Origin of the sequence: Ruegeria atlantica (assembly GCF_013032005.1) — a bacterium.
GTDB classification, from domain to species: Bacteria; Pseudomonadota; Alphaproteobacteria; order Rhodobacterales; family Rhodobacteraceae; genus Ruegeria; species Ruegeria atlantica_A.
In genome coordinates this window covers 117,166-141,450 of the sequence record NZ_WQBE01000009.1, presented here as the reverse complement: position 1 = coordinate 141,450, position 24,285 = coordinate 117,166, and the positions used below count along the sequence as shown (strand labels likewise).

The window sequence follows — 24,285 nt, the reverse complement described above, 5'->3', positions numbered from 1 at the left end:
GGCTGCGTCATGCGTCGGACAACGAACATATCATCCTTTGCACAGGACGAGCGCGGCACGGTCGCTATTCTCTGGGGTACAGCATTTGTCGCATTTCTCGGGTTCTTTGCAATCACGATGGATGTAGGCCGAATGAACTCGACCCATGCAGAGCTTCAGTCCTTCGCGGACCACGTAGCCTTGGCAGCCGCTGGTGAGTTGGACGGACAACCCGACGCCATCACCCGCGCAACCAATGCAGCGGCCAACTTGATCAGTGACAGCCAGACATTTGCCAATGGGTCCGCCACGCTTTCGGGTTCATCGGATTATACGCTTTCGTTTCATTCCGCCCTGCCGGTTTCGGACCTCACGCCGTTGGGCGCAGACGTCACGACCAACCCAAGAGAAGCCAAGTTTGCTCAGGTCGTGCTAACGCCCAAATCTCTCAGCATGAACCTTGCTTCAGCTTTGGACCGGATGCTTGGCGGAAGCGGCATATCGGCCAGCGTTTCGGCCGAGGCCGTCGCCGGTTACTCCAAAGCGGCCTGCGATATCTCACCTTTAATGTTCTGCTTACCGCCGGATTGGGAAAATACCCTGACCGTCGGTGATCAAATCTTACTGCGCAGCGGTGGCAACGGAACCGCCTGGGGACCGGGCAATTTCGGGTTTATCGACCTAGCAACATTTGAAGATGCCTCCGGCGTATGTGCGGATGAAGGCGGGAACAAACTCGCCTGCCTCATCGCGGCGCAAAGCCAGATCACGCAATGCGTCCTCACCAATGGTTTGGATACTGAACCGGGTCAGAAGGTCGGAATCACCAATGCGGCATTCAATGTCCGCTTTGATATTTTCCGCTCGGTACTAAACGGTGAGAAAAACAATCCGGACTTTGCACCGGCTCCGAACGTCATCAAAGGGATACAGAAAAAGGGTGGTGGTTCCTGCATTCAGGGAAACGAAGAAGTCACGCCTGATACGATCGCACTTGGTCGCGACACTTGCATGGCTGCGGGAACCTGCGGCGGGAACAACCGGTTTGGGGACGGTGTCTGGGATCGCGAGGGGTATCTTAACCGGAACCATGACCTTGCAGATGGTATCGCAGACGGAATTGGCAGCGATGCTCACCTCCCGGCTCTTAGCGTAACGGATAGCGTGTTTGCTGGCACAAGATACGGAATGTACCTGCGGGAAATCGCGTACGGCAATAGCAGCCCACATTCACCACCGAACGCAAATTCGATCCTGGACCCATCGCTTGCTGAAACCGGTCGCCCGATGTGTTCGAACCAAATGTCGACTAACCCAGCGCGTCGCGTCGTGACCGCAGCAGGCATTGATTGCGCTCAAAACCCGGTTTCCGGCTCGACTACAGGCGTTCCGGTCACAAAATTTGTTGCCGTCTTCCTGACCGAACCGGTGGGGGATGACGGTAGTTCACCGCCGAGTTTTGACATCCATGGCGAAATTGTCGGCTTTCCTGACGTTTCAGGTGTCGGCAGCGGCGGCAATGGGTTCGGCGGTATCTTTCGCGACCTCGTACAGTTGTACCGTTGAGGGGGCGCAGGATCATGAAAACTCGCCTCGCAGGTTCCCTCAAACGCTTTGTAAGAAAAGATGATGGCGCGATCCTTGTGGAATTTGGCCTGGTCATGCCACTCATGCTGTTGCTGCTGGCGGTCACGTTGGAATCTGCACGTATGATGTGGTCATACCAATCGGTCATAGCAGGTGTTCGCGACGCCAGTCGCTATCTGTCCAGAGTCACTCCGGCAGATATCTGCACCTCTGGTGGCTCTGTTGCGGGACTCACTACTACTTTGAAGGGCATCGTCGAAGACGACAAAAATGCCAACAGCCTGTTCCCGCCCAGCATAACGGTCAATTCGGTGACACCCAGCCTGTCCTGTGTGTCTGGAACCTATAGGGTCAACCCAGCCCCAGTAGGCACGGTCAGCGCAAACATCACTATCCAGTTTCCGATGGGCAACATCCTGTCCCTCTTTGGCAGCGGACTATCGTCCGTGACGACGGATGTCTCTGACACTTCACGGATTTTTGGTCAATGAAAGGTCTGCTTCATATCCACACGCGCTTGCTTCGCCGAGGGCAGAAAGTTCTTCAGGATCAAAGCGGCGGCGTACTTGTCGAGTTCGCCATAGTCGTTTCCCTGTTTCTGTTCCTCTTCATGGCGTTATTGGATTTCGGCCGCATGTCCTTTAGCGTTGCGAATGCTCAAAAAGCCTCGCAACTGGCAACGCGCATTGCAATCGTACGACCGCCTGCATGCCCCGGAGTGCCCACGACGCATCAGCGAGGCACATCTACTTCGTCACCGAGATTTGGTACGTCCTGCAGTGCCTCGGCCGGGGTTTGTGCGGATCCTCAAACCCCTTCGTGTTCGGGTGTCGCAACCAATGCTACGGCCTCGGAAATCTGGACCCGGATTAGCCCGCTTTTGCCCCCGGATGCCACAATAGACAACTTACAGTTTCATTATGACTTCAATCCCAATCTGGGTTTCCTGGGTGGCCCGTATACACCCATGGTCTCAGTCGAATTGAACCTTAACGATTTTCAATTCGTGTCACCGTTGGCCGCGCTGGCAAATGCCGCGGGCGCAACTAACAGCACAATATCTTCGACAGTCGGTTACTCAAACTTCAGCGTCTCGCTGCCTGCTGAAGACCTTGCATTAGGAGAGTCAGGATGAGAGATCAGAATGTTTTCACACCGAAATCACAGGCAATTATGCTTGTTTCGGAAAACGAAGAGATCGCGCAGCTGGTTGCGGATGTCTTTCCCGTAAATGAGGAAAATAAAGTCACCAGGAACGGGGCATCGTTTCAGATGTTGAATGGAACTGCCCTCGATCTTGCGTTCAAGCACGATCTGGTGATCTTTGAAATCGACCCTGATGACACAGGAGAGCTCCGCGCTATCGAGGCTGTCCTGACGCACCGCGACGATAACACCTTGTTTGTTGCGCTCACTCAGAATGACCTGTCGATCTCCAAGGCGCGTGAATTGTACAAGATCGGTATTGATGAGGTTTTGCCGCTGTCAATTGATGGCGAAGGTTTGAAAGCCGCAGTCAGTGAAAAACTAAATGCGCGTGCGGTTTCGCAAACCACTATTTCAGACGGTTCTTCGGCGTTGGGCAAGGTGATACCAGTCGCAAAGGCGCGCGGTGGAATCGGGGCTTCAACAGTTGCTGTCAACCTCGCGTGCTCGCTTGTCGGCGGGCGGGGATCTTTCTTCAGGAAGTCCGCAAAAAACCGAGTAGCCCTTTTGGATTTTGACCTTCAGTTCGGAAACTCGAATGTCTTTCTGGACATCGAGGACAACGGCGGATTCCTTCAGCTAATTGAAAATTCTGAAATCCCTGATGATCACCTTTTGTCTTCGATCCTGCAAGAGCATGGGCTTGGCGTTGACGTTCTGTGCGCGCCTACCCCGATGGTGCCGCTGCAATCGATGCGGCCTGATCTGATCGAAGGGATGCTGGACCTTCTGCAACAGCGCTATGATTATATAATCATCGACCTTCCCTGCGCCGTTGTTGAATGGGTTGAACCTATTTTCAAACGGGCCACCAAATTGGCTTTGGTTACCGATACTACTGTCCCTTGCGTACGCCAGGCGCGGCGGTTGATTGATTTCTACCGCGAGGCAAACGTCGGCCTTCCGGTGGAGTTCGTGGTCAACAGAGAGCGGAACACTTTGATCAAGCCTTCGCATGTCCGCGAAGCCGAGAAGGTATTGAAAACAAGCCTGAAACACTGGCTACCCGACAATTCGAAAGTTGCCAGAAATTCCGTAGATCTTGGACGGCCGATTGTGGACATGAAGCCGCAATCGGACCTTGGAAAAGCCTTGGCAAAACTGGCCGCTGCGGTCTCGGCTGAAACTCAGCCCGTGGCAACGAAGAAAGCGTAAAAGGAGATCAACGTGTTCAACGAATTTAGATCACGCAAGGTTGCTTCCAAGTCGAATGTGCTGACACTGGATCGCCCCATTGACATGCCCACCAAATCCAAGGCGACTCCTGACACAGTGGACGTCGACCTGCAGGCGCATCTGGAACTCAAAAGCCGCTTGCATGGTGAGCTTCTGGACCGGCTCAATCTTTCGGTCATCGACAAGGTTGAACGATCGGAATTGAAACGCCAGATCGCATCTTTGGTAACCGGCCTGATCGAGGCTGAAAACCTGCACATGCGGTCTGAGGCTTTCACTGCGCTGGTTGATGAGCTTATCCACGAAGTCATGGGCCTGGGGCCATTGGAACCGTTGCTGGAAGACCCGACTATCAACGATATTCTCGTAAACTCTTTTGATCAGGTGTACGTCGAACGCTTTGGTCTTCTGGAGCTTTCTACTGTTCGCTTCCGCGATGAACGTCACTTGCTACGGATTATCGACAAGATCGTCAGCAAAGTTGGTCGGCGTATCGATGAGTCTCAGCCCTGGGTTGATGCGCGTTTGGAAGACGGCAGCCGCGTTAACGCAATTATTCGGCCGTGTTCCGTCGATGGACCAGCTTTGTCAATTCGCAAGTTCTCCCGCAACCCTTTGACAATAAAAAAGCTTGTTGATCAGAACAGCATGAATGATCAGGCAGCCAAACTCCTTGAGGCACTTGTCGAAGCAAGGTTGAATATCCTCATCTCAGGCGGCACCGGCACGGGTAAAACAACCATGCTGAACGCTGTGTCGTCGTTTATCGATGGCAAACAGCGTATCGTTACCATCGAAGACGCTGCCGAACTTCAGCTTCAGCAAAGCCATGTTGTACGTCTTGAAACCCGCCCTCCAAATGCTGAAGGGCAAGGTGTAATCACCCAACGTGATCTGGTTCGCAATGCCCTGAGGATGCGGCCTGACCGCATCATCGTTGGAGAAGTTCGTGGATCAGAATGTTTTGACATGCTTCAAGCCATGAATACGGGCCATGACGGGTCTATGACCACCGTTCACGCAAACTCGGCGCGTGATTCACTAAGCCGGGTCGAGCAGATGGTGACAATGCTTGGCGCTGACTTGCCGATCAGAACCATCCGGTCGCAGATAGCTTCGGCCATTCAGATCGTACTCCAACTCAGCCGCCTTAGCGACGGCACCCGCAGAGTCGTCAGCATTTCCGAGATTACCGGCATGGAAGATGACACGATCACGATGCAGGATATCTTTGTTTTCAAACGTCGCGGCAAGTCGGAGGACGGACAGGTACTGGGAGAGTTCTTGCCTACCGGCATTCGTCCAAAATGCTTCGATCAGTTGGTTGCCGCAGGGATCGACGTAGACACCAACATGTTTATTCGTGGGGCTATGTCGTCATGATTGACCTGCAACCGAACACCCTGAACATTCTGTTCTACATTTCGATTTTCCTTGGAATTCTTCTTGCTTACGAAGGATTACAGCAGCTTTTCCTGCGCAAGGAATCTCTCAGCGAGGCCAGAAATCGGCGCATGAAGCTGATCCAGGGGGGCGCCTCAACCGATCAGGTTCTGCAATTGCTACGTGACCCTGCGATGACGGCTCCTGGCGAAAAGCCCAGTTTGATCGCCCGTTTTCGTCGTCTGCTTGTCCAGGCCGGGCTGACGATCAGCCCGATCTGGGTGGTCCTTGCAGCCACCTGTCTGGCCATGGCGGCCTTCGTCGCAATATCCCGATTCCTTGCCCCGGAAATTGCCGCAGCTCTGAGCGTCCTTCTGGCTGGCGTTCTGCCGCTGCTGGCACTGATCGCCATGAAGGATACCCGGGCCAAAAAACTGACGAAACAGTTACCGGATGCATTGGACCTTATGGCCCGTGGCCTGAAAGTCGGGCACCCCGTGGCTGTAACTGTCGGGAACGTGGCGACAGATCTTCCGGACCCGATAGGTAGTGAGTTTGGCATAATTCAGGACCAGATTAACTATGGCGACGACGTTGCAACGGCGTTTCAGGATTTTGCAAAACGTGTCGGAACAGAGGATGCGAACTATCTTGCCGTCAGCATCGGTATTCAGCACGGCACCGGCGGCAACCTTGCCCGTGTCCTAAGCATTCTATCCCAGGTCATCCGTGACCGGCAAACCATGCAAAAAAAGATCAAGGCCATCTCTGCCGAAGGGCGTCTTAGCAGCCTAATTCTCACGGTCCTGCCAGTGTTCATCTACTTCTCAATCGAGATGTCCACACCTTCGTTCTACGGCGATGTTCGAAACGATCCGCTGTTCCCATATTTTGCGAGTGCGATAGTCGGCCTGACGATTGCCCAAGGACTTATCCTGAAGCGGCTCGTCAAATTCAAATTCTGAATGGGAGCGAAAAAATGGAATTTATTCAAAATGTTCTAAACGGCCAAGACCTTCCCCTTCAGTATCTTGTGCTAGGTGGGATTGCCGTAAGTGTTTTCTTTGTAATCCTCGGAATCTCTGGCATGACCGCAACCGATGACACGGCCGCGCGCCGGATGCGGGTCGGATCAATTTCTCGGGGGCACGGAACAGATTTTGACCTCATACAGGGGGATGACAGCGACCCGCACGGACTGCTTAAGGCATTTGTGCCTTCGTCGAAACGCGAACGTTCCCGAATTGGCAGAATGCTTAAGCAGGCTGGTATTCAGCGCAAACATGCCGTCCGATCATTTTATCTGTTCCGTTTGGTGATGGGTTTTGTGCTTCCAGCCGTTTTCGTAGTGGCTTTGTCGTTGCCGCTTGAAACTCAAGTTCAGCTTGGGATTGCTGGCCTATTGCAAAGCATCACCTGGGTGAACGCATTACAGATTGTCACCGCTTTGATGGTAACAGGTTTCTACGGTCCAGCACTCTGGCTGCGGCACCGTATAAGAAAGCGCCGCCAGGCCATCGAACACAGCCTTCCAAATGCGCTGGACCTGTTACAGGTGGCGATTGAGGCCGGGCTCGGATTTGACGCCGCAATGGTGCGAGTGGCGAATGAGATGGCGCATGCGGCACCGGAGATTTCGCAAGAGTTCACGATACTCCAACTGGAACTGCAAGCTGGCAAAGAGCGTCAGGCCGCCTTTATGGACATGGCCGAACGCGTCGGCATTGACGAGGTCAGCTCTTTCGCGAACGCCTTCCTTCAATCCAATCAATACGGCACCAGCATTTCAGCTTCACTGCGCAGATTTGCCACTGATATGCGTATCGATCGCGAACTGCGCGCTCAGGAAAAGGCCAACCGGCTACCAGTTCAAATGTCAGCCGTAATGGCCATGTGCATGATGCCCGTTCTACTGCTGATCTGCCTGTCGCCGATGGTGATCCGATGGATCAATATGTTTGGGTGATGGTTGGGTGTTGTCTGAGAATTGAAGGAACAAAGAATCTTCTTTGAGCTGCAATGGATGACACGCTTTAGTTATCTGCTTTTAGCCATATTCTAATCCTAATACCTTGCTAACGCTGCATTTTGCTGGAGTAAAGCACCAGGTATCGGTCGTACTCCAGGCGGCGTCCACTAAGCGCGAACGAACCCAGCCTCACAGGGGATCGTCTCGATTTTTCTTCGGTCCCTCGCCCGAGCCAGATGAATCGCGGCAAATTCAAACTGCTCTGCCATTTGACCCAGTGTTACATAACGAGCCACAAACGCTTGCAGGCTTTGGGCAGCTATATAGCAACGGTAGTGCTGCGTGTCCGGGTTTCGCACCGTGACCTGATTTAGAAAGCCGCCATTCCGCAACCGCCGGATCGATATCACATTTATTTTCAAGCGTGCAGCCGCATCCAAGAGCGGCAGGTCGCCAGAAAATGCACGCTCCTGTCTTTCTAAGCCTTCAGCTTGATCGATCAGAAAACCAGCCAAACCTTCGACTTCTGGATCACGCGACACGCCGGTCAATCGACCTGCCGCCCAATCGGTGACAACGCGTGCCAAAGGAAACCGGTCATTCTCTGAGTGGTACGCAGATGGCGGTGATACGTTGTAGGAGTAACAATGGCGTCGAAATGGTCCCATGTTAGACTAAGAACTTAGGTTTGGCGTTTGTGAGATTGCAGATGATAGTCAAAATTTGGGTCAACTGCCCATCCGAGAAAGTCGCTGACCAGATCGCGGACAAGCTTCTTGAAGAGCGTTTGGTTTCCTCATCGAACCGCTACACTGCGACTAGCAGTAAATATCTCTGGAAGGGAAAAATCGTAACCGCACGGGAGGTCCCACTTCTGCTGAAGACCCGAAAGGAACTTTTTGGCGCAGTCGTTGAAGCGATCCGCAGGATGCACCCTTATGAGACGCCCAGTATTCTGTCGATTAATGTTGACCAAGCCAACGGTGAATATCTTGAGTGGATGATTGAAAGCACGCGCGAGATCTAACCAAAGCTCAAACTAACGGCCTATAGCCGCTGTATCTTTGGGCTCACTAACGACTTTCTCTGCGGCGAGTTCGGACAAGCAGATGAGCCCTGACCGGGCGTTGATCGTGATTCGGTTACTTGTTCGCTCAGCAAGTCGCGAACCCATACATACCAGACCTTCAGTGCTAGTAGGTTAAGCAGTAGGGAGACGTTGTCCGCCAGTTGTTTTGTGGTCACTTGAGGGCCCGCAGCGAAAGCCGCACTCAGATTGGTCAAAGCGAGGAACGTGGCAAGAAGCGTTAAGAGTCTCATTGCGTTTTTCCTTTCGGTTCAGATGTAGACGACGCCAAAGCGCTCTTCGATCAAGGCGAAATCTATTTCGCCGATCTCGTTCTGGCGCGAGGTTTCGGCCATAAACTCCTCAGCCCAATCACCGGGGAAGATGTAGCTGATCATCTTGGCGGTCGTATCACCGACGTTCTTCATGTAGTGGGACACGCCGCGTGGGCATTGGATGCTGGCCCCAGGCCCGGCCTTAAAAACTTCATCGCCGATTTTAACTTCCAGGTCGCCCTCAAGGATGTGGAAGGTCTGGTCTTCCCATTTGTGATAATGATCAGGAATGAACCCGCCCGGTGCTATTTCACCTGAGCCAAAGACATACTCGGATTGCGTATCGTCTTTGCCTGCGACAACCGAGGTGTACTCCTGATCCGCCATGAAATATTTGCGGCCTTCATGCCAACCGCTGACAACGGTCTTTTTAGCGGTCGCTTCTGTTTTCTTAGACATGTTGAGGTCCAATTCTGATTTCATTTGTGGGGAACGACCGGGCTGCCCCGCAACCCAGTCAGAGGTTCAGTGGCCGTGCCAAATGGCGTAAGCCATCCGTTCAACATGGGCTGGAAAGTTTTCCTTGTAGAACAGCCAATCTTCGAAACCAGGCAGTTTGACCGTATCCTTAAGTTCGTCGACCGATTTGCCGTTTTGTAGACCCTCCCAAACGGCAACGTACAGGGCTTCGACAAAGGCCAATTCTTCAGCGAGAAGCTCAGGCGACGAATGCTCCAGGTGGCCTGAAACCACGGTATCGTAGTCAAGCTCTGCGCTGACACGGCGCAGGGTGTTCAGAGCGCCCACATAATCATGCGTGTTCAAACGGGCGTTCGAGACCAGAAAACGCGGAAGATGCCAATCCACGCCCATTAAAACCTTGTCGTCGGGCATGTGGATCACGCTCTGGCACTGGCCGTCGCTGGACCCGAAGTACTTTAAGTCGATGATCTTATCGCCCAGGTCGATGCGATGCTCATCTGCATAGGTCACGTCAGGCAGCACCACCCGGTTTTCCAGATCGCGACTCATCAACTCAACGCACCCTTCATGGGCGATGAACTCCGCACCTTCGTCCTTGAAAATCTGGCCGCCCCGCGAATGGTCAAAGTGATCGTGCGAGTAAACAACCTTGACCACGGGTTGATCGGTCAGCTTGGCAATTTCAGCGCGCATCGCCTCGGACCGGAATTCGTGATTGGGGTCTACAACCAGAACGCCTTCATCCGTGATCACCACCAGGCTGGAATAATGCGCCATGTAGAACTGATAGACGCCGTCCTTCAGCTTGGTCATGGCCGGTGTTGTTTCATCACCTGCTGCAATGGCCGCGCTTGTAAAGGTGGTAGCGGCGGCGATGACCGTCAGAATGCGCTTCATGGCATGTGTCTCCTTTTGCGTTGGAAACAACATACTCTTGACCTAACATGAGATAATTGATGTCATTGACAATTTAAAAGATACAAAAAGTATTGAATGGACAAGCTGAAGAAAATGACCGTGTTTGCTCGCGTGGTCGAGCTGGGAAGCTTTGCCGCAGCCGCGGAAGATTTGAATGTTAGTCCGGCCATTATTGGGCGACATGTGGCCGATCTGGAAGCGATGCTTGATCTGCGCCTCATCAGCCGCACAACTCGTTCGATGGAAGTGACCGAAGCCGGAACTCGCTACTATCACGGGTGCAAGGCCACCCTGGAACAAGTGGATGCACTTGAGCAGGACGTGGTTGCACGAGAAGGGGGGCTGTTATCTGGAGTAATTCGCGTAGCTGCTCCGGAAGGGATCGGTACGCCACTTTTGCTGGATGCGGTGCAGAGCTTTCAGACGCTTCATCCCGAGGTGTTGTTTGATCTGGTGTTTGAAAATGAGCAGACTGACTTCATCAGCTCCAGGGTGGATTTGGCCATTCGGTTAGCGATCAAGCTGGACGATAGCAGTCTGATCGTTAGCAAGCTGGCTCAGACATCCCTCGGTTTGTTCGCGTCCCCCTCTTATCTACGCGCATATGGAACACCCACAACGGTTGCCGATCTAGACCAACATTACTGCCTCGTCTTTGGTGCTTCACGGTTCGGTGACAGTTGGCCGCTCGTGACAAATAAAGGGATGCAAAAGCTGCGCCTGCCCTGGAAACTTGTCATGAACCAAACCAATACTTATCGCGAAGCACTGGTGCGTGGGTTGGGGATCGGATTGCTTCCCGAAATCATGGCGACAGATTTGGTGGAAGCGGACCGACTTGAGTCAATCAATTTAACAGGGCAGTTCCCGGATGTTGGGGTGTTTGCAGTCTACTCCGAAAAAGCCTTCCAACCTCGTCGAGTTAGTCTATTTCTGAACCACCTTCGACAACAGATCAAACAACATCTGGCCTGACCGAAAAGGTGCCCCCGTGCTGACTTCAATTGCACAAGGCCGAACTTGAGATGTTTGCAAGGAACGGCGGCTCCGTCCCGTGTTGCGGTCATCGGCGACAGGGGCTCGAACGGCAGGCTTTCACAGCCACTGGATGATTTGTAGTGCCGTAACGAACCATGAACGTCGCCGAAGGGGTGTTATGTGAAGCGATCTCTGGTTTAGTGGTCAGCTCCCCTGCGGATCAAACGAACCATTACTAAATCGCCGGATAGCAGTCATTGATTCTGCGCGCGGAGAACGTCTGTTTCGAGCCCAAGGCGGTCATTGTGGTTTTGTGCGGCGCGCATACAGCTGGAGGATCTCTGCTGGTTTCGGTTCCAAGCCTCATCGCAGCTAACCTCATTGAATTGCCCGGCGCTCTTTTTCCGGCCAGAATTCATCAACCACGACATATGCGATGATTACAAAAAAAGCGGCGCTGGCAACTTGCAATACGCGAGTGATGCTCTTGACGTCAGCCTCGTCTGAAAACGGTGCAACCGAACCGCCATATACAATCAGAGCTGTTGTAATAGCGGAACCGGCGGCGGCGGCGAGCGGTACTTTTGACTTTCCAAGTGCTCCGAGTGTTAGGCAAAAGAAGAAACACAGCAGAATGGGGGTTATAATAACCGGAGCTATTACGTTTATTTCGTAGCATATGATGGATACTGCCGCCCCAAGAAGGTTTGCCGTCAGCATAGCTTTTGCAACTGTTTTGCCTGCAGCGGGCATTGCCGCAAGCTGCTGGCTCAGCAGGGCGACAAAAAACAGAACCAGTAGTGCAGATGCGCCGGAAACAAAAAACGCCAAGGCAAACGGCACTGTTACAAGCGACATCCTGACGATTCGGCGATGTGGGTCGAAGTTCGGCGACGATGCGGCCTTCTTTTGAGCGGGCGTTTGAGGTTCAGCGGGTATCAACACGAACATCAGCGTCGATACAAAGCCCGCAAACAGCAGGTTCAACGGTATCCAATACACGAGCACCAAAGCCAGATCCTGTGATTGCAAAACCAAGTTCGGGATCATCAGTGCACCCATCAGGGCAATGACGCCCGGTAAAACTCCGGCTCCGGAAACCGACCACATGAAAGACAGGATTATTCCTATGGCCACCAGAATGAGAAAAACAAGAGGATATGGTGAGAAGATTGACGACACCAAGAATGAAATGAACATCAATCCAATCGAAAAGACAAACAGCTTAGCAAATGCTGCCAGAGGCAATGCAGCGGGCGCCTGCAAAAACAGTGCGGTGAACACCGCCCCAACGACGGCGAGTGGCCAGCCAAGAAATAAGCCCAAGGAAAAGACGCCGGTAACACCAACCGCAAGCCGGGCGACAGAGCGTTGGTCCTCAGTACGCATAAGACAGAATTGAGACCAAGCGGATGTAGGTGCGGCCTACGAAGTTCAGTAACGAGTTGTCGCTTAGGTACATAATCACATCGGCCTGTCCGTTCAGCTGAAAGCGAAGATCATCTTCGGTGCTTCCGGCTTCATAGCCCGGCAAAACGATCCTGACTGGGAACCTTTCAGGCTCCCGCAAAAAACCTTTGGTACTTGGCGGGCTCGCCAATTGCCCGGGCTCATCACCGCCACTTAGGGAAACGGCCGCGCTAAAGCTCTCGATGACGCCCGGAACAATCTTACCGGGATGCATGTCCAACACTACATCAACCGGAGACCCTATCGAAGCTCTTCCTAGGTTGTTCTCGGTAAAATACGCCTCGATCCAGACGTCCGTTGCATCAAGAAACGTCAACAGGTCCTGGCCGGATCGCGCATACGTTCCGGGGGCTATCAGCAAATTAGTGATGACACCTGTCGCCGGAGCACGCAGTTCCGTCCATTCAAGGTTCAGTTCTGCATCCGCCAAGGCCGCCAACGCGCGCTGGATTTTCGGGTTTTCAATCCCGTCGTCACCAAGCCTTTGTTTTGCTTTTTCCAGATCCGCTTTTGCGTTCTCAAAGTTTGCCTCAGACTCTGCCAATTGCCCTCGTGCATCATCGGCCTTTGAGACGGCAATCAACCCTTTCTTTTCGAGCGCAAACACACGTTCGGTCTGAATGCGCATCGTATCCAGATCACTCTGCGCCCTTGCGAGTTTGGCCTGTGCTGCACTTACCTCTGCCGAAGACGCGCCTACCTCTTGGGTCGCCGCTTCAAGATCAGCTTCCGCCTTTGAACGCTCGATTTCGTAGGGCCTGGAATCTATTCGAACCAGAACATCACCTGCCGAAACAACCTGTCCGTTTTCCACCAAAACTTCCGTTACCGTTCCGGTCACCTGAGGCACGATTTGTGTGGCCACAGCTTTTACTCTGGCGTTCCCGGTAAATGGCGTTTTTCGATCAGCGACCAAATACCAGACAAGAAAAATCAGAATGACAGCCAGGGTTGTCCATATCGTCTTCCTCATTTCGCGGCACCTTCTGCAGCGGCCTCGGCTTCGGGCGAAGTATCAATCCAAACCTTGAACAGCTCATAGAACACAGCAAAGAGTACCGGCCCCATAAAGACGCCGATCAAACCGTACGCCATCATACCTCCGAGAACACCGATGAGGATGACCAACATGGGAGTCTCAAGGCCTTTTGAGATGAACACGGGTCTTAGGAAACTGTCCATTATCATGACTGGAACGGCCAATATGGTGAAGATCAAAGCTGTTCCGCCGGACATGGAACTCCATGCATAGATAATAACCGGTATAAGAACCAATCCGGGCCCGATTTGGATAATCGAGAGTATCAGGCAGATAAATGCCAGCGTGGCGGCCGAAGAAATCCCAAACAATGCCAACAGTATCCAAACGAAAACCGCCTGAATGGCTGCTACGCCAATCACGCCTTTTGTAACGTTCCGGATCGTTGCGCCCGCGAGTGTCACGAATTCACCACCGCGCGGTGCAAAGACACGGTTGGCAAAGCGCTGAAGACCCTGGACCAAATTTGGCCCGGGGCTGAACAATGCCCCCATAATCAACACGGACAGAGCTAAGCCAAGCAGGCCGATTCCGATGCCCAGCACCTTTCCGAAGAGCGATTTGGTGATCTCGAGGATTTGCGCGCCGTATTTTGCAAGCGCGCCGTCAAGATTGCGCTCAAACATCCCCCAGACGTCGGCAATTTTGTCTCCAACCAAGGGCAATTCCTTGAGACCCTCAGGCGCCGGTGGGACTTTCAACTCACCCTTGTCTGCCTGTTCCGCGAACTCAGACCCAAGTTCTGCGGCACCAGACACCGCGGTAGCGACTGGCCCGAGGGTCAGAACAAGGCCCAACAAAACCAAGATCGTCGTGGCAAGTTTTTTCCGCCCTCCCAGCTTGGACTGCAGCCAATCAAATGCCGGGTATAGCGCCACACAGAGGATCGTTGCCCAGATAACCACGCTCGCAAGCGGGGCCACCATGACTAGGGCGCTGTAGAGGAATAGTCCGAGAAAGAGCAATCGTATTGCCAGATCGACAATCTTTGCGTCCTGTGTCTTTTCCATTCCATCCCTCCATGTGTTTTTCGAATGTTACACTCAAAAAACATAATATGTATATTTTTTTGAATTTTAGTGATCATCTATCAGCTTGAAGACTCGAATGAATCCGGGCTACGGCTTGAGGTGCCCAGTCAAACCAATGCCTGGGCGTGAACTCGATTTGGCCAAATTGGGATAATCTACTTGTCCGCTTTTGTGTCGTCTTGGGACAAGATTGTATCTGCCACTGTCGTCGCTGCGGTTACGAAGACACCGAGACCCACGATGATGTATACCATTGTGAAGATCTTCCCTGCCGCGGTTTCAGGTGAGAAGTCACCAAACCCCACGGTCGAAATTGTCACGACAGAAAAGTAGATTGAGTCGAGCCAACTCCAACCTTCGACAAAGTGATAAAAGACCGAAGCCCATAAAATCATTCCAACTGTGAAGGCAAGAATGCCTTTCACTCTACCGTCCTTGAAAGCGACGCCAATTCCTCGTGTTATTCTGGTCAGTGAATTCATTGCACCCTCATCTTCGAATAATTGCATTTGTACCAGAGTTGAGGATTTACGGAAGGAACAATGCTGATTTACTGAAAGCTGTCCGATAAGAACATTCAACCAGAGTCCCAGATTCATCGATGCTACTCTGCGAGCGATGGTCCGACAGGTACAGATAAGCGGATCCCTTCATTCGAGTGATTTGGAAGCATGAACAGCCGTGGAGGTTCTATTTTGCAAGCTAGCAATCGAGCTGTTCGCCTATGCGCCAAGTATCTTGCTGCTAGGTCTTACGTCTCTAACGCGAATAGAAGCCATCACGAAGTTCTTGCCTTAGGCGCAGACGCTCCGGGTACTCTTTCAGGAATAGTTCGGGTGGTTTGCCCTCCCAAACTTGCGCATAAACTCGCATCTTGTTACCGCCATAAATCTTCGCAAGGTCCTCATTGGAATAACCCTTCGCCCAAAGGTCATCGGTAATCGCCGCAAGGATTTTGGCAAGTTCACCGTTGCCTGTGGCCCCTTTGTTGAACGCATCGATCATGTAGCCACCGTCGTCGTACATGCTCGCGTTTGCAGTTGCGAACTGTACGACTAGTTCAGTCGAGAACATGTCGTCCGTTGCAATCCCAACATGGTCGACCCCCACAAGTTGGACATAGTAGTCGATCATATCAGCAGCTTGCTCGGGTGAGATGTCCTCAGGCCAAACACCGTCCATCATCCATTCGGTGAAGGTCGGAGAAATATAGCCGCCCGATTTGGCCGCACGCAGCGCCTCGTCGTCGGGAATGGCCCGATAACAACCGCGTGTCGTGGCATTGGGTTCGTTCGCATAAAGCCCTGCTGGGACAGAATGCGTATAGACATATGGCACGCCGGGATAGTTTTCATCCATGTAGTCCATGGCGTCGTTGGCCGTTTTTGAACCCGTGTGGCTTAGGTCGAGCAAGATACCGAACCGCACCATTTCATCGATGACCGACTTCCCCCAAGGTGTCAGACCAATGTCGCGTCCGTTATAGGCCGCCAACTGCCCCGATCCGGTTCGGAAAATGTCATTGTAAGCCAGGATCATACTTTTGATCCCCATATCCTTTAGCAATGCCATTTTCTTAAGATCGCCGTTCAGGATTGTGGCGGTTTGGCTGTTCCAGATGACGGCCGTCTTGCCTTGTATATGGGCGGCTTCGATATCTCGGGTTTCATTGACGATCAGGTAGTTTTCCGGTTGCTGCGCCATGGCTGAGCGAAAGTGATAGTGCTGCTCTAGCAGGGTTTCAAACGACATATCCGCAGCAGCCAGCGTCATCTCGTGTCCCGTAATGCCGTTGTCCCGAGCGCGCGCGAAGTAAGTATGAAGCTGATCGTAGTCGGTCCAACCAGTGCCGTAGGGGCTGGCCAACATGCCGAGGACGATGGTGTCTTGTACGAATTGCTTCGCCTCTTCTGATGCACCCCAAGTCTTGCTTTCCTCGCTCGCGTGTAGTGCGCAACCTAGAGTGATCGCGATAGCGCTTACGGCCAACATGGTCTTCATGACATTACCTCATTAACTGCTTTGTTTTTACCGCCGCATTCGAACCCCTCAGAAAACGATCCGGGTTCTTAGACCGAACAGCGTAATGCTATCCTGATTGGGGTTCAGCAGCGGGTCAGAAATGAACTGCAGCGATGGCGTGATCTGCAGTCCGGGCGAGATTGAAAACCGGTAGAATGCTTCGAGCGTGAACTGGTCACCGTCTATGCCTCTTGCCTCGGCCCAGTTCAGGCCCAGCCCGGCCAAATCGGTATTGCGACCATAGTAGCCCAGACCTGCAGAGACGGACCGGTCATAAAGCGCTGCGGTACCCTTTGAGGCCCCAGCCCGAAAGAACGGCATCCACTTATTGTCAACAAACCATGCGGCAGAGAACGCAGCGCCGTAATCTTCCGCTCGACTGCCATCGTCAGCCGCATCCGCATGCCAGAGGGTCAAATGGATGTTGTCGAAGTAGATGCGATCAAAGCCGGAGGTGTAACCAAATTCGAGTGATTTGAAGAGATTGCCATCGCTAAACACATCAAAGTTTGGATCAGACGGGTCGGCGTTTGCGTCTGAGACGCTGGCAACAGCGTAAAAGTTTTCGCTCAGCTTTACCCCACCGGCAATGCCAAGGCCTTGATTGGGTGTGTTAATAGTCGGATTGGTATTGAAAGACAGGTTTTGGAAACCACTGTAGGGGCTGACCAACCCATAGATATCCACAAAGTCCGTTACATCAATCTGGCCAACTTGCAGCGTCCACGAACCGTTCTCGGCCCTTTGAGTCCAGAACAGATTGGTCAGCAGCAGACCATTATCGTTGAAGGCTGTTCCCGTGATTGAAAGGGCTCCGCCATCCAGCCCCAAAAACTGTGGGGCAACATCGGTGTAGCTGTGCCGATCTTCGATCTTGAATGTCAGAGAGCCGCGTTCAGTTGCCTGCCAACTACCGTAGAAACGCGCAATTCCGCTGGCCGCTTCGCCGGTTCCCAGATCAGCATTTGTGGATTGGCCCAATGCCAAGTAATCAATGTTGAAGCGAAACCCACCCACAGCCAATCGGTCTTTCCATTGAAACCAACCCGGTGCGATATTTCGCGGAAAATCGGAACGATATTGTGGGTCGGTTAGCCCATCTCCGGGCTCTAGATCAGCTTCGACCGAAGATGGCCCGGATAGTCCCTGAGCCGACGCTGTGCCAGCGAAGGCAATGCTCAATGCGGCAACCAGAAGTCTTATCATTCAGACGCCTTTGCCCCGCCGGTCTTGCGATTGCCTGCCGCGCGGATGCGATCAGCGGCACGCTGCTTCCATTCCAGCCTATCTGCCTTGGTTTCCAGAGTTTCGACACTTTCTGCTTCCAACTGGAAAGTCGCGCTCATGGGCATCTGGCCATCCACAACCATCATATTCTGAACAGACGGATCGATCGTTAGCGTGCCTGTCAGCCGAACGGGTTCATGAAAATAGCTGGGTGCCCAGCCCCCGTTCAACCGCACACGGATCATCTGGTTGGGCGGAGGTGGAGGCATGTGACTGCACATCCCTCGTTCTGGCACCAAGTATGCGACAGGCCGACCGTCTGGATCATTCGGAGCAGGAATGGCAAAGCCCGCGAGTGTTACTATTTGACCGTCGAATTGCAGATTTCCGTTCGTCCCAGCCTTTCTTCGACGTTCCGTTACAACCTCTCGCTGATCGAGTAGCCAGTCGACATCAATTCCATCAGCCGCCAAGGCATCCTCAGTCTCGGTCAGAAACCCTTGCCATTTCTGCCTCTCTTCTTCACTGCCACTATCCTGCTGCAGCCTGCCGCGCAGTCGTACGACGTAGAGGACATCGTCGAATTGTTCGGGGCTGAGATCTCGATAGGGGTCTTCAAAGACCTGCGCGGACGGGTCAGGTAAGTCAGACCAGTCCAACGCGGTTCCTGGCGTCGCCATGACAGGATGACCACACCAAACCAACCCTGCAAATACTAAGGAGCGAAACCAATGGTGCATAAATACTCTCCGGCTGTTTAGACAGGTCAATCCAGTGTGTTTTTGTAGATGACGCCGTCCTTCATGATCAGGCGGATCGTATCTGGGCTTTCAGGCCTCGGATCGGCACCGAACCACTGATTACCCGTGCCAACAACCGAGAAGTCTTCAAGCGGGTTGCCGTCAATGAGCAGAATGTCTGCATAGGCCCCCTCCTCAATCACACCCAATTTGCCTTCGGGATAGGGGTTCATAAACGGCCCCGACAAAGCGGCGATTTCACCGCCGGTGGACGTCATTGCGACCAATGAAGCGTGGGAGCCAAAGAACTCATTATTGAGATGTTTTTCATACGCAATTTGAATATTGCAGGCCGCTACAGAACCTACGCAATCCGTGTGAAACCCTCTTTTGGCTGGGCACTCATTCATGTTTTTTATGTAGTCGCCAAAAGCCTGCGTAGCGGACTGTGCCTTTCGTAAGCTGGCTGGGACATCTCGAATGGCAGGAATATCAAAGAGATTTGGATCAAATGCTGTGAGATTGGTTGTGATGTAGGCTCCTTTCTCTTCCATCAGCGCTGATATTTCACAATCAAACATGAACCCGTGTTCAATTGATCGCACACCAGCATTCAGTGCCGCCATGATCGTTTCCTTGCGGTAGGAATGGGCCATGACGTAGCTTTCGTATTCGTTTGCAACCTGCACGGCCGCTTCTAATTCTGCCGTCGATCCAGCCAACAACTGCCACGGGTCAAACGCTGAAACTACACCGCCTGATTGCATGTACTTCAGTTGTGTTGCTCCCATCCGGAAGTTGTTGCGAGCAAACTTGTACATTTCGGAGACACTGTCGACTTCTTGGGCCATATTCAGACGGCTGAAGTTTGAAGACTGGCCAACAGGCGCCGTAAAATTGGCGAAATCAGCATGGCCACCACGTGTACTTAGAAAAGCAGCCGCAGGGTAGAAACGCGGCCCGGCAATGGTCCCGCTGTCGATTGCGCGACGAAGACCTCCATTAGCGCCACCTGCATCTCTTACAGTGGTAAAGCCTTGCATTAAGTACATCTCAGCCATTTGAGTGCCGTGAATCGCGAGGTCTTCCCAAGTGCTGTTGGCTTCCATTGCGGGCAACGTGGGTCCGGGCAGCATCAGGTGTGCATGATTTTCAATAAAGCCGGGGGTCAGTGTCCTCCCTTCTCCGTCAATAACCGTAGCATTAGGGGCGTCAATCGCTTCAGTTGATACAGTCGTAATCAGGTTGCCCTCGACCAATACGCTGGCATTCTCGATACGCTGTTCATTCACGCCATCGAAGATATGCACGTTAGTAAACAGCGTCTGGAGTTCTTCTTGATCCTGAGCCTGCGCGGACGCTGAAAAACAAAGTCCTGCAGCGACAATTGCCGTCGAGCAAAGCGACATTCGTAGACCGGACATAAGCACTCCCTTCATATTCATGTTTTGCCAACTGTAACCCGGAAACCTTTGCCTCGGTTGCCAGTTTCGCATTAGGATGTTCGAATGTGACTGCAAAAATGGCCACATTGTAAGACTAATCCAAACGAGGGTGACGAGCTTGCCTTTCAACTCCACCTCACAAGAGCATAGCGAGGGCTTTATTCGCCTCTCCTTAGCTGCTCCGTTCCTGCAATATCTCACCGAACGTAAGATCAATCCGCAACCAGCACTGGATCAGGTCGGCTTGAAAGCCGAACTGTTGTCTGACCCATCCGTGTTCGTTCACTCAGAGTTGGTCTACGGTTTGGTGAATGCCTTCTCAGACGTGTCCGGGGATCGATACCTTGGACTGAACGTAGGGGAGACGTTTGACCTGCAAGAGTGGCCTCCGTTCGCTCAAGCCCTGCAATCTACAAAAACGCTGTTCGAGTTTTTTACTCGCTTTATTGGGCTTGTCCCGCAGGAGTCCAACTCTGTGCGGCACAACCTTGTCATTGAAGCAGACAAAGCGACTTATCGTATCGATAGGCAACAGGAATCAACTGTCCCACCCATTCAGGTGACCGGTTTTGGTGCCGCAATCTATGTACGTCTATTGCAGACCGTCGTCGGAGATTCTTGGGATTCTTCCCGTGTGCGATGGGAAAGTCGATACATCAATGGTCTGCCTATCAACTACAAGGGGATCGAGGTTGGCCTTGGAGCCGATCCCGGAATGCAAATTAGTTTTCCTGTGGAATGGTTGTATTTGCACCATGTCTCTGAGGGCTCTGCAAAACCCGTTGCTTCGCATCGACAAGATGAAGAAGTAACAGTGGTAGCTGCTTTGCGATCTGTATTACGCGACAAACTGGATGAAACCGATTTGGGGCCGGAGGCGATGGCGGGGTTACTGGGAATACAGCCGGAACGGTTTTTGAAAGCGCTTCAGCGGCAAGGCACAACGCTCCCACGCGAAGTCAAACGGCTGCGTGTCGATGTCGCCAAGGAGCACCTCAAAGAAGGCCAGATGACAATTGCGGAGATTGGTTTGATGCTCGGTTATTCCGACAAGTCGCACTTCACTCGCTTTTTTCGAAGCCAGACCGGAATGACACCGACTGCTTTCCGGAAAAAGTAGCGGCTCTGATGTTCCGAAAGGGAAATCAGATCAAACCAAACTGTCTGCGGGAGTATGAAATGGAGGCGGCGTGTTAGTTGATAACGCAAAGGTCAAATTCAACTGATGTCCAATGTTGGGGGCGCCTTCTGATGTCGAACGTTCACCTAGTTTCTGGTCCAACTGTGACGGTTGGGTCAGGTTCGTGTGACGTTCAACAAGAGATGTGGAACGTCAGTGATATTTGACTCAATCGACAGTCAAAACCTCAAGAAATGCTCAAATCACGTCACTCAATTTTGCCTCAAACGTCAAGCATTTCTGGCTTAAAGCGGTTAATGGCATTTCATCGGTGCTGGAGTTGATGTCTCATTTTTTACCTGCCCCACCCAGCGACTGACAAACGGGGATTTGACTGTCATGGAATTGAGAAGGTTAATAAGATCAAGGAAATTACGTCGCGACAGAACGCGCGTTGGGTGTCTTACCCTGAGCCTCCAAGCCTTGCCGATGTATCCTCCTTGGCATTGCCTTCAGCCATTCGACTAAAGGCTTGTCGCCAACCCTCAGCAAGTTCTTCCATCTGAGACAAAACCTCGGCATCATCCGGCAGAATGCGACGAGTCAACCGTGCGCGTGTAACAGCCAATACAGACCAATTGGGATTTGGCCTTTCAGACAAGGTGATCCGATCACCGGCGCCAACTTCGCCAGGTTCGAGTACACGATAGTACCATCCGGTTCGGCCCGTCTTCTGAAACTGGTTCGGCATTTCCTTTCGCCCGGTATGTAGTCCAAGTTTCCAGCACGGCTGCCGCCCTTGGCTAATTTGAACTACCGCCGTCCCGAGTGACAGGATGTCCCCGATGCAGAGGTTTTCCTCGGTCAGCCCCGTTGTTGAAATGTTCTCACCAAACGCCGCTGGTATTGTGCCGGGTGCCATTAGGCCCTCTGCTTGCCAGGCTGAATAGTGATCAAGTGCATAATGATGGATGGCTTTGTCTTTACCACCGTGTACGGTCAAATCCGCCTGCGCATCGCCTGCAAAACCGAGCGAGGTAACAACCTGCCGGCCGTCCACCCGATCTTTCTGAATGGCCGAAGACGGTTTGCCTTCCCAGCGATCTCTGATGGCTCCAAGGAAAATGCCGTCGATGTTTGCCGACAGTTCAGGATGGTTCATCTGGCTTCCTCGTGCTCAATGCAGATCTTGTCTTTTTCGCCGGGCTCCAATGAAACACCCAACAATTTGCAAAAACCGTTTTCCGTCGTGACATCATGATGGGCGCAGGATTTGCATTGTCCGAAGGATCGGCCTCCATTTACGGCCAAAGCCAGACTGAGGCCTTGCATCAGACCCTGCTCAAGCATGGCTTGGTTTTCTAAGGGCATATCTCCAATTGCCTGAGCAACAGGATTTGGCTGACCTACGATCTCGGCCCCTTCTTTTGTGAGTTCGTAGGATATCGACCGCTGATCGTGTTCTTTGCGGTGCTCTTCTACATAGCCTTTGCGTGCCAAAGCCTTGAGCGTCTGTGACATCGTTCCACGGGTTGTACCGATGTACTCTGCGACATGCGACGGCGAGCGCGAGAACATGTTCGCCTCAGCGAGGTACTCGAGCGCCATCCTCTGAGTCGGGTTCAAATCTCCCGCCCATCCTTCGGAAGCATCAATTCGGGCCAGACGGTTGATCAGTGTGCGTATGCGATGATCTGTGTTCATAACACTTTTAGTAGCGACTCGAAATTATAGTTGCAATGTATTTCTCATTATAGTAGCGACTCGCTATCTTTTAATTGGAGGCACCCATGAAACTTTCAACGCTCACTTCTACTTTGGCTCTGCTCATCGGCAGCACAGCTCTTGCTGATGGGAACCATGCCATTCATCAGGATGGCGCGATCATATCTTCTGCTGACGCCAGTAAAGTCGCGGATTTTGACATTCTGGCCGCGCACGCGCACCGCAATGGAAACACGGTCACTTTTCACATGACCACGAATGGATCGGCTGGTGCCTCGGTTCCGGCGGCAACTGGAGAGGTCGGTGGTTCAGACGTCTGGTCATATGTCTGGCCTACGTCTTTGGACCCTTCGGCCGTTGGGTTCGAAGGCGGCACAGGCATCCTTGCAATGGCCGCAACCAGTCATCCAGATTTTGATGACACACCGCTTTTTGACGAGAACGGTGACGGAGATCCGGCCAACGACGGCATCGAATGGCACAGCCACTGGGTTGTGTTGACCCCGACCGAAGCGTGCGGACCCGACGCGCTTGCCGTACGTGACATCCCCGAAGGCTCCACACCCAAGCTACCTGCGACATGGCCTGGGTTTCCGATCTTTCTGGACAGCCCTGGGTTTACACCGCTGTTCGACGGGCCCGAAATCTCGGTGAACGCAGGCTTCGCCAGCGACGTTGAACTGGATGGTGTCGCTTATGACGGCGTTACATCCGCCTTGAGGGTTAACGCGAATATCCATGCGCCCTTGCTTTGCGTCACAGATGTTTTCGACGTCGCATCTGGCGATCTGAGCCTGCCGGGCAAGATTCACTAACATTCCACTGAGCAGCCGCCAAACCTACGGCGGCTGCCTACTGCTGAGGACAAAGAAAATGCAAGCACCAGAGTTAGACGTCTCGGAATGGTTCAACACAGACACGTCCCTAACCCTAGATAACCTAAAAGGACGGGTTGTCGTCATTGAGGCCTTTCAAATGCTATGCCCAGGATGTGTCCTGCACGGTATTCCCTTGGCGCAGTCGATTCAGAGGACGTTTCCTGAAGAGAAGGTAGCCGTAATTGGCCTGCACACCGTGTTCGAGCATCACAACGCTATGACACCGGTGTCTTTGCAAGCTTTCCTGCATGAATACCGCATCACGTTCCCTGTCGGCGTGGACAAACAGGGCGCAGGACCGTTGCCAAACACGATGTCTCGCTTTGACATGCGCGGCACACCAAGCCTTGTCCTTTTAGATCAGGCGGGGCAGATCGTTGCGCATCACCTTGGTCAGGTTTCGGAACTTCAATTGGGGTCCGAGATTGGCAGTCTTCTGACACAGGAGGTCGTGTCGACAAAAGGCGGCACCGTCACTGTTGATCAAAGCGAATGCAAACCAGGTAGCTGCAATGTGTGATCGGGCCAAGGTGCCCACATATGGAAATAGTTTTTTCCAGGCGCCATC

The 24,285-nt window shown here is 52.8% G+C and carries 25 protein-coding genes; 12 read left to right on the top strand and 13 right to left on the bottom strand.

Going from position 1 to position 24,285, the window contains the following annotated elements; genetic code table 11:
- Window positions 1–9: 9 nt before the first annotated feature.
- Genes GOX21_RS16410 through GOX21_RS16380 form a run of 7 tightly spaced genes read left to right on the top strand, consistent with a single transcriptional unit; the run spans window position 10 to window position 7,297 of the window.
- Complete coding sequence (locus GOX21_RS16410; protein WP_170378588.1) at window positions 10–1,545, top strand: TadE/TadG family type IV pilus assembly protein; 1,536 nt, start codon at window positions 10–12, stop codon at window positions 1,543–1,545.
- Between the two features lie 14 nt (window positions 1,546–1,559).
- Complete coding sequence (locus tag GOX21_RS16405; RefSeq protein WP_170378586.1) at window positions 1,560–2,057, top strand: TadE/TadG family type IV pilus assembly protein; 498 nt, start codon at window positions 1,560–1,562, stop codon at window positions 2,055–2,057.
- Entirely contained in the window at window positions 2,054–2,701 is a 648-nt protein-coding gene (locus GOX21_RS16400) for a TadE/TadG family type IV pilus assembly protein (protein WP_170378583.1), read from the top strand. Before GOX21_RS16405 ends, GOX21_RS16400 begins: the two co-directional genes overlap by 4 nt.
- On the top strand, window positions 2,698–3,927 hold the full coding sequence (locus GOX21_RS16395) for an AAA family ATPase (protein WP_170378581.1): 1,230 nt from the start codon (window positions 2,698–2,700) through the stop codon (window positions 3,925–3,927). The genes GOX21_RS16400 and GOX21_RS16395 overlap by 4 nt, the downstream gene beginning before the upstream one ends.
- A 12-nt stretch (window positions 3,928–3,939) precedes the next feature.
- On the top strand, window positions 3,940–5,331 hold the full coding sequence (locus tag GOX21_RS16390) for a CpaF family protein (RefSeq protein ID WP_368040030.1): 1,392 nt from the start codon (window positions 3,940–3,942) through the stop codon (window positions 5,329–5,331).
- Window positions 5,328–6,296 carry a type II secretion system F family protein gene (locus GOX21_RS16385; protein WP_170362157.1) on the top strand — a complete coding sequence of 323 codons (969 nt, stop codon included), beginning with the start codon at window positions 5,328–5,330 and terminating at the stop codon, window positions 6,294–6,296. The genes GOX21_RS16390 and GOX21_RS16385 overlap by 4 nt, the downstream gene beginning before the upstream one ends.
- Before the next feature lie 14 nt (window positions 6,297–6,310).
- Window positions 6,311–7,297 carry a type II secretion system F family protein gene (locus GOX21_RS16380; protein WP_170351524.1) on the top strand — a complete coding sequence of 329 codons (987 nt, stop codon included), beginning with the start codon at window positions 6,311–6,313 and terminating at the stop codon, window positions 7,295–7,297.
- Between the two features lie 170 nt (window positions 7,298–7,467).
- Here GOX21_RS16380 and GOX21_RS16375 read toward each other — a convergent pair whose 3' ends face one another.
- Window positions 7,468–7,887, bottom strand: coding sequence for a hypothetical protein (locus GOX21_RS16375; protein WP_170378579.1), 420 nt, complete (start codon window positions 7,885–7,887; stop codon window positions 7,468–7,470).
- Between the two features lie 122 nt (window positions 7,888–8,009).
- On the opposite strand from GOX21_RS16375, the gene cutA reads away from it, so the two are divergent.
- On the top strand, window positions 8,010–8,327 hold the full coding sequence (gene cutA / locus GOX21_RS16370) for a divalent-cation tolerance protein CutA (RefSeq protein ID WP_170362160.1): 318 nt from the start codon (window positions 8,010–8,012) through the stop codon (window positions 8,325–8,327).
- Between the two features lie 311 nt (window positions 8,328–8,638).
- Here the strand turns inward: cutA and GOX21_RS16365 are convergent, their stop codons facing one another.
- Window positions 8,639–9,100, bottom strand: coding sequence for a cupin domain-containing protein (locus GOX21_RS16365; protein ID WP_170351527.1), 462 nt, complete (start codon window positions 9,098–9,100; stop codon window positions 8,639–8,641).
- 66 nt (window positions 9,101–9,166) lie between these two features.
- Window positions 9,167–10,021, bottom strand: coding sequence for an MBL fold metallo-hydrolase (locus GOX21_RS16360; protein WP_170378577.1), 855 nt, complete (start codon window positions 10,019–10,021; stop codon window positions 9,167–9,169).
- A gap of 96 nt (window positions 10,022–10,117) precedes the next feature.
- Here GOX21_RS16360 and GOX21_RS16355 point away from each other — a divergent pair, with 96 nt between their 5' ends.
- A complete protein-coding gene (locus GOX21_RS16355; protein WP_170378575.1) occupies window positions 10,118–11,017 on the top strand; it encodes a LysR family transcriptional regulator in 900 nt (299 codons plus the stop codon).
- A gap of 381 nt (window positions 11,018–11,398) precedes the next feature.
- Here the strand turns inward: GOX21_RS16355 and GOX21_RS16350 are convergent, their stop codons facing one another.
- The 8 genes from GOX21_RS16350 to GOX21_RS16315 all read right to left on the bottom strand — a co-directional run bounded on the left by GOX21_RS16350 (window position 11,399) and on the right by GOX21_RS16315 (window position 19,973).
- Entirely contained in the window at window positions 11,399–12,409 is a 1,011-nt protein-coding gene (locus GOX21_RS16350; RefSeq protein WP_170378573.1) for a DUF2955 domain-containing protein, read from the bottom strand.
- Window positions 12,399–13,463, bottom strand: a complete 1,065-nt coding sequence (locus tag GOX21_RS16345; RefSeq protein WP_170362165.1) for an HlyD family secretion protein — start codon at window positions 13,461–13,463, stop codon at window positions 12,399–12,401. Before GOX21_RS16345 ends, GOX21_RS16350 begins: the two co-directional genes overlap by 11 nt.
- The gene (locus GOX21_RS16340) at window positions 13,460–14,539 is read right to left on the bottom strand and encodes an AI-2E family transporter (RefSeq protein ID WP_170378571.1); all 1,080 of its coding nucleotides are present in this window, start codon (window positions 14,537–14,539) and stop codon (window positions 13,460–13,462) included. Before GOX21_RS16340 ends, GOX21_RS16345 begins: the two co-directional genes overlap by 4 nt.
- 176 nt (window positions 14,540–14,715) lie before the next feature.
- Complete coding sequence (locus GOX21_RS16335; protein WP_254428578.1) at window positions 14,716–15,159, bottom strand: potassium channel family protein; 444 nt, start codon at window positions 15,157–15,159, stop codon at window positions 14,716–14,718.
- A 160-nt stretch (window positions 15,160–15,319) separates the two neighbouring features.
- A complete protein-coding gene (locus GOX21_RS16330) occupies window positions 15,320–16,561 on the bottom strand; it encodes a membrane dipeptidase (protein ID WP_170378563.1) in 1,242 nt (413 codons plus the stop codon).
- Window positions 16,562–16,609: 48 nt separating this feature from the next.
- Window positions 16,610–17,788 (bottom strand): carbohydrate porin, encoded by a 1,179-nt coding sequence (locus GOX21_RS16325; RefSeq protein ID WP_170378561.1) that lies wholly within the window; start codon window positions 17,786–17,788, stop codon window positions 16,610–16,612.
- Window positions 17,785–18,489: a DUF3299 domain-containing protein gene (locus GOX21_RS16320; protein ID WP_254428577.1), complete on the bottom strand. Its 705-nt coding sequence runs from the start codon at window positions 18,487–18,489 to the stop codon at window positions 17,785–17,787. Before GOX21_RS16320 ends, GOX21_RS16325 begins: the two co-directional genes overlap by 4 nt.
- 86 nt (window positions 18,490–18,575) lie before the next feature.
- The gene (locus GOX21_RS16315) at window positions 18,576–19,973 is read right to left on the bottom strand and encodes a metal-dependent hydrolase family protein (RefSeq protein ID WP_170378556.1); all 1,398 of its coding nucleotides are present in this window, start codon (window positions 19,971–19,973) and stop codon (window positions 18,576–18,578) included.
- 139 nt (window positions 19,974–20,112) lie between these two features.
- Between GOX21_RS16315 and GOX21_RS16310 the strand changes: the two genes are divergently transcribed.
- Window positions 20,113–21,114 (top strand): AraC family transcriptional regulator, encoded by a 1,002-nt coding sequence (locus GOX21_RS16310; RefSeq protein WP_170378554.1) that lies wholly within the window; start codon window positions 20,113–20,115, stop codon window positions 21,112–21,114.
- A 463-nt stretch (window positions 21,115–21,577) separates the two neighbouring features.
- Here the strand turns inward: GOX21_RS16310 and GOX21_RS16305 are convergent, their stop codons facing one another.
- Together GOX21_RS16305 and GOX21_RS16300 are read right to left on the bottom strand one after the other, a co-directional pair.
- Window positions 21,578–22,276 carry an MOSC domain-containing protein gene (locus tag GOX21_RS16305; protein ID WP_170378552.1) on the bottom strand — a complete coding sequence of 233 codons (699 nt, stop codon included), beginning with the start codon at window positions 22,274–22,276 and terminating at the stop codon, window positions 21,578–21,580.
- A complete protein-coding gene (locus GOX21_RS16300; RefSeq protein ID WP_254428581.1) occupies window positions 22,273–22,692 on the bottom strand; it encodes a MarR family winged helix-turn-helix transcriptional regulator in 420 nt (139 codons plus the stop codon). Before GOX21_RS16300 ends, GOX21_RS16305 begins: the two co-directional genes overlap by 4 nt.
- Before the next feature lie 212 nt (window positions 22,693–22,904).
- Here GOX21_RS16300 and GOX21_RS16295 point away from each other — a divergent pair, with 212 nt between their 5' ends.
- Together GOX21_RS16295 and GOX21_RS16290 are read left to right on the top strand one after the other, a co-directional pair.
- Window positions 22,905–23,654 carry a hypothetical protein gene (locus GOX21_RS16295; RefSeq protein ID WP_170378548.1) on the top strand — a complete coding sequence of 250 codons (750 nt, stop codon included), beginning with the start codon at window positions 22,905–22,907 and terminating at the stop codon, window positions 23,652–23,654.
- A gap of 58 nt (window positions 23,655–23,712) precedes the next feature.
- The gene (locus tag GOX21_RS16290; protein WP_170378546.1) at window positions 23,713–24,237 is read left to right on the top strand and encodes a redoxin domain-containing protein; all 525 of its coding nucleotides are present in this window, start codon (window positions 23,713–23,715) and stop codon (window positions 24,235–24,237) included.
- Window positions 24,238–24,285 lie beyond the last annotated feature (48 nt).

Excerpts from the sequence above, each read along its gene's own strand:
- GOX21_RS16350 (WP_170378573.1), bottom strand. The coding sequence starts at position 12,409 with ATGCGTACTGAGGACCAACGCTCTGTCGCCCGGCTTGCGGTTGGTGTT.
- GOX21_RS16290 (WP_170378546.1), top strand. The coding sequence starts at position 23,713 with ATGCAAGCACCAGAGTTAGACGTCTCGGAATGGTTCAACACAGACACG.
- GOX21_RS16355 (WP_170378575.1), top strand. The coding sequence starts at position 10,118 with ATGGACAAGCTGAAGAAAATGACCGTGTTTGCTCGCGTGGTCGAGCTG.
- GOX21_RS16330 (WP_170378563.1), bottom strand. The coding sequence starts at position 16,561 with ATGAAGACCATGTTGGCCGTAAGCGCTATCGCGATCACTCTAGGTTGC.
- GOX21_RS16410 (WP_170378588.1), top strand. The coding sequence starts at position 10 with ATGCGTCGGACAACGAACATATCATCCTTTGCACAGGACGAGCGCGGC.
- GOX21_RS16305 (WP_170378552.1), bottom strand. The coding sequence starts at position 22,276 with ATGAACCATCCTGAACTGTCGGCAAACATCGACGGCATTTTCCTTGGA.
- GOX21_RS16315 (WP_170378556.1), bottom strand. The coding sequence starts at position 19,973 with ATGTCCGGTCTACGAATGTCGCTTTGCTCGACGGCAATTGTCGCTGCA.
- cutA (WP_170362160.1), top strand. The coding sequence starts at position 8,010 with ATGATAGTCAAAATTTGGGTCAACTGCCCATCCGAGAAAGTCGCTGAC.
- GOX21_RS16360 (WP_170378577.1), bottom strand. The coding sequence starts at position 10,021 with ATGAAGCGCATTCTGACGGTCATCGCCGCCGCTACCACCTTTACAAGC.
- GOX21_RS16300 (WP_254428581.1), bottom strand. The coding sequence starts at position 22,692 with ATGTTCTCGCGCTCGCCGTCGCATGTCGCAGAGTACATCGGTACAACC.
- GOX21_RS16400 (WP_170378583.1), top strand. The coding sequence starts at position 2,054 with ATGAAAGGTCTGCTTCATATCCACACGCGCTTGCTTCGCCGAGGGCAG.
- GOX21_RS16320 (WP_254428577.1), bottom strand. The coding sequence starts at position 18,489 with ATGGCGACGCCAGGAACCGCGTTGGACTGGTCTGACTTACCTGACCCG.
- GOX21_RS16295 (WP_170378548.1), top strand. The coding sequence starts at position 22,905 with ATGAAACTTTCAACGCTCACTTCTACTTTGGCTCTGCTCATCGGCAGC.
- GOX21_RS16395 (WP_170378581.1), top strand. The coding sequence starts at position 2,698 with ATGAGAGATCAGAATGTTTTCACACCGAAATCACAGGCAATTATGCTT.
- GOX21_RS16380 (WP_170351524.1), top strand. The coding sequence starts at position 6,311 with ATGGAATTTATTCAAAATGTTCTAAACGGCCAAGACCTTCCCCTTCAG.
- GOX21_RS16340 (WP_170378571.1), bottom strand. The coding sequence starts at position 14,539 with ATGGAAAAGACACAGGACGCAAAGATTGTCGATCTGGCAATACGATTG.
- GOX21_RS16325 (WP_170378561.1), bottom strand. The coding sequence starts at position 17,788 with ATGATAAGACTTCTGGTTGCCGCATTGAGCATTGCCTTCGCTGGCACA.
- GOX21_RS16385 (WP_170362157.1), top strand. The coding sequence starts at position 5,328 with ATGATTGACCTGCAACCGAACACCCTGAACATTCTGTTCTACATTTCG.
- GOX21_RS16365 (WP_170351527.1), bottom strand. The coding sequence starts at position 9,100 with ATGTCTAAGAAAACAGAAGCGACCGCTAAAAAGACCGTTGTCAGCGGT.
- GOX21_RS16335 (WP_254428578.1), bottom strand. The coding sequence starts at position 15,159 with ATGAATCTGGGACTCTGGTTGAATGTTCTTATCGGACAGCTTTCAGTA.
- GOX21_RS16345 (WP_170362165.1), bottom strand. The coding sequence starts at position 13,463 with ATGAGGAAGACGATATGGACAACCCTGGCTGTCATTCTGATTTTTCTT.
- GOX21_RS16405 (WP_170378586.1), top strand. The coding sequence starts at position 1,560 with ATGAAAACTCGCCTCGCAGGTTCCCTCAAACGCTTTGTAAGAAAAGAT.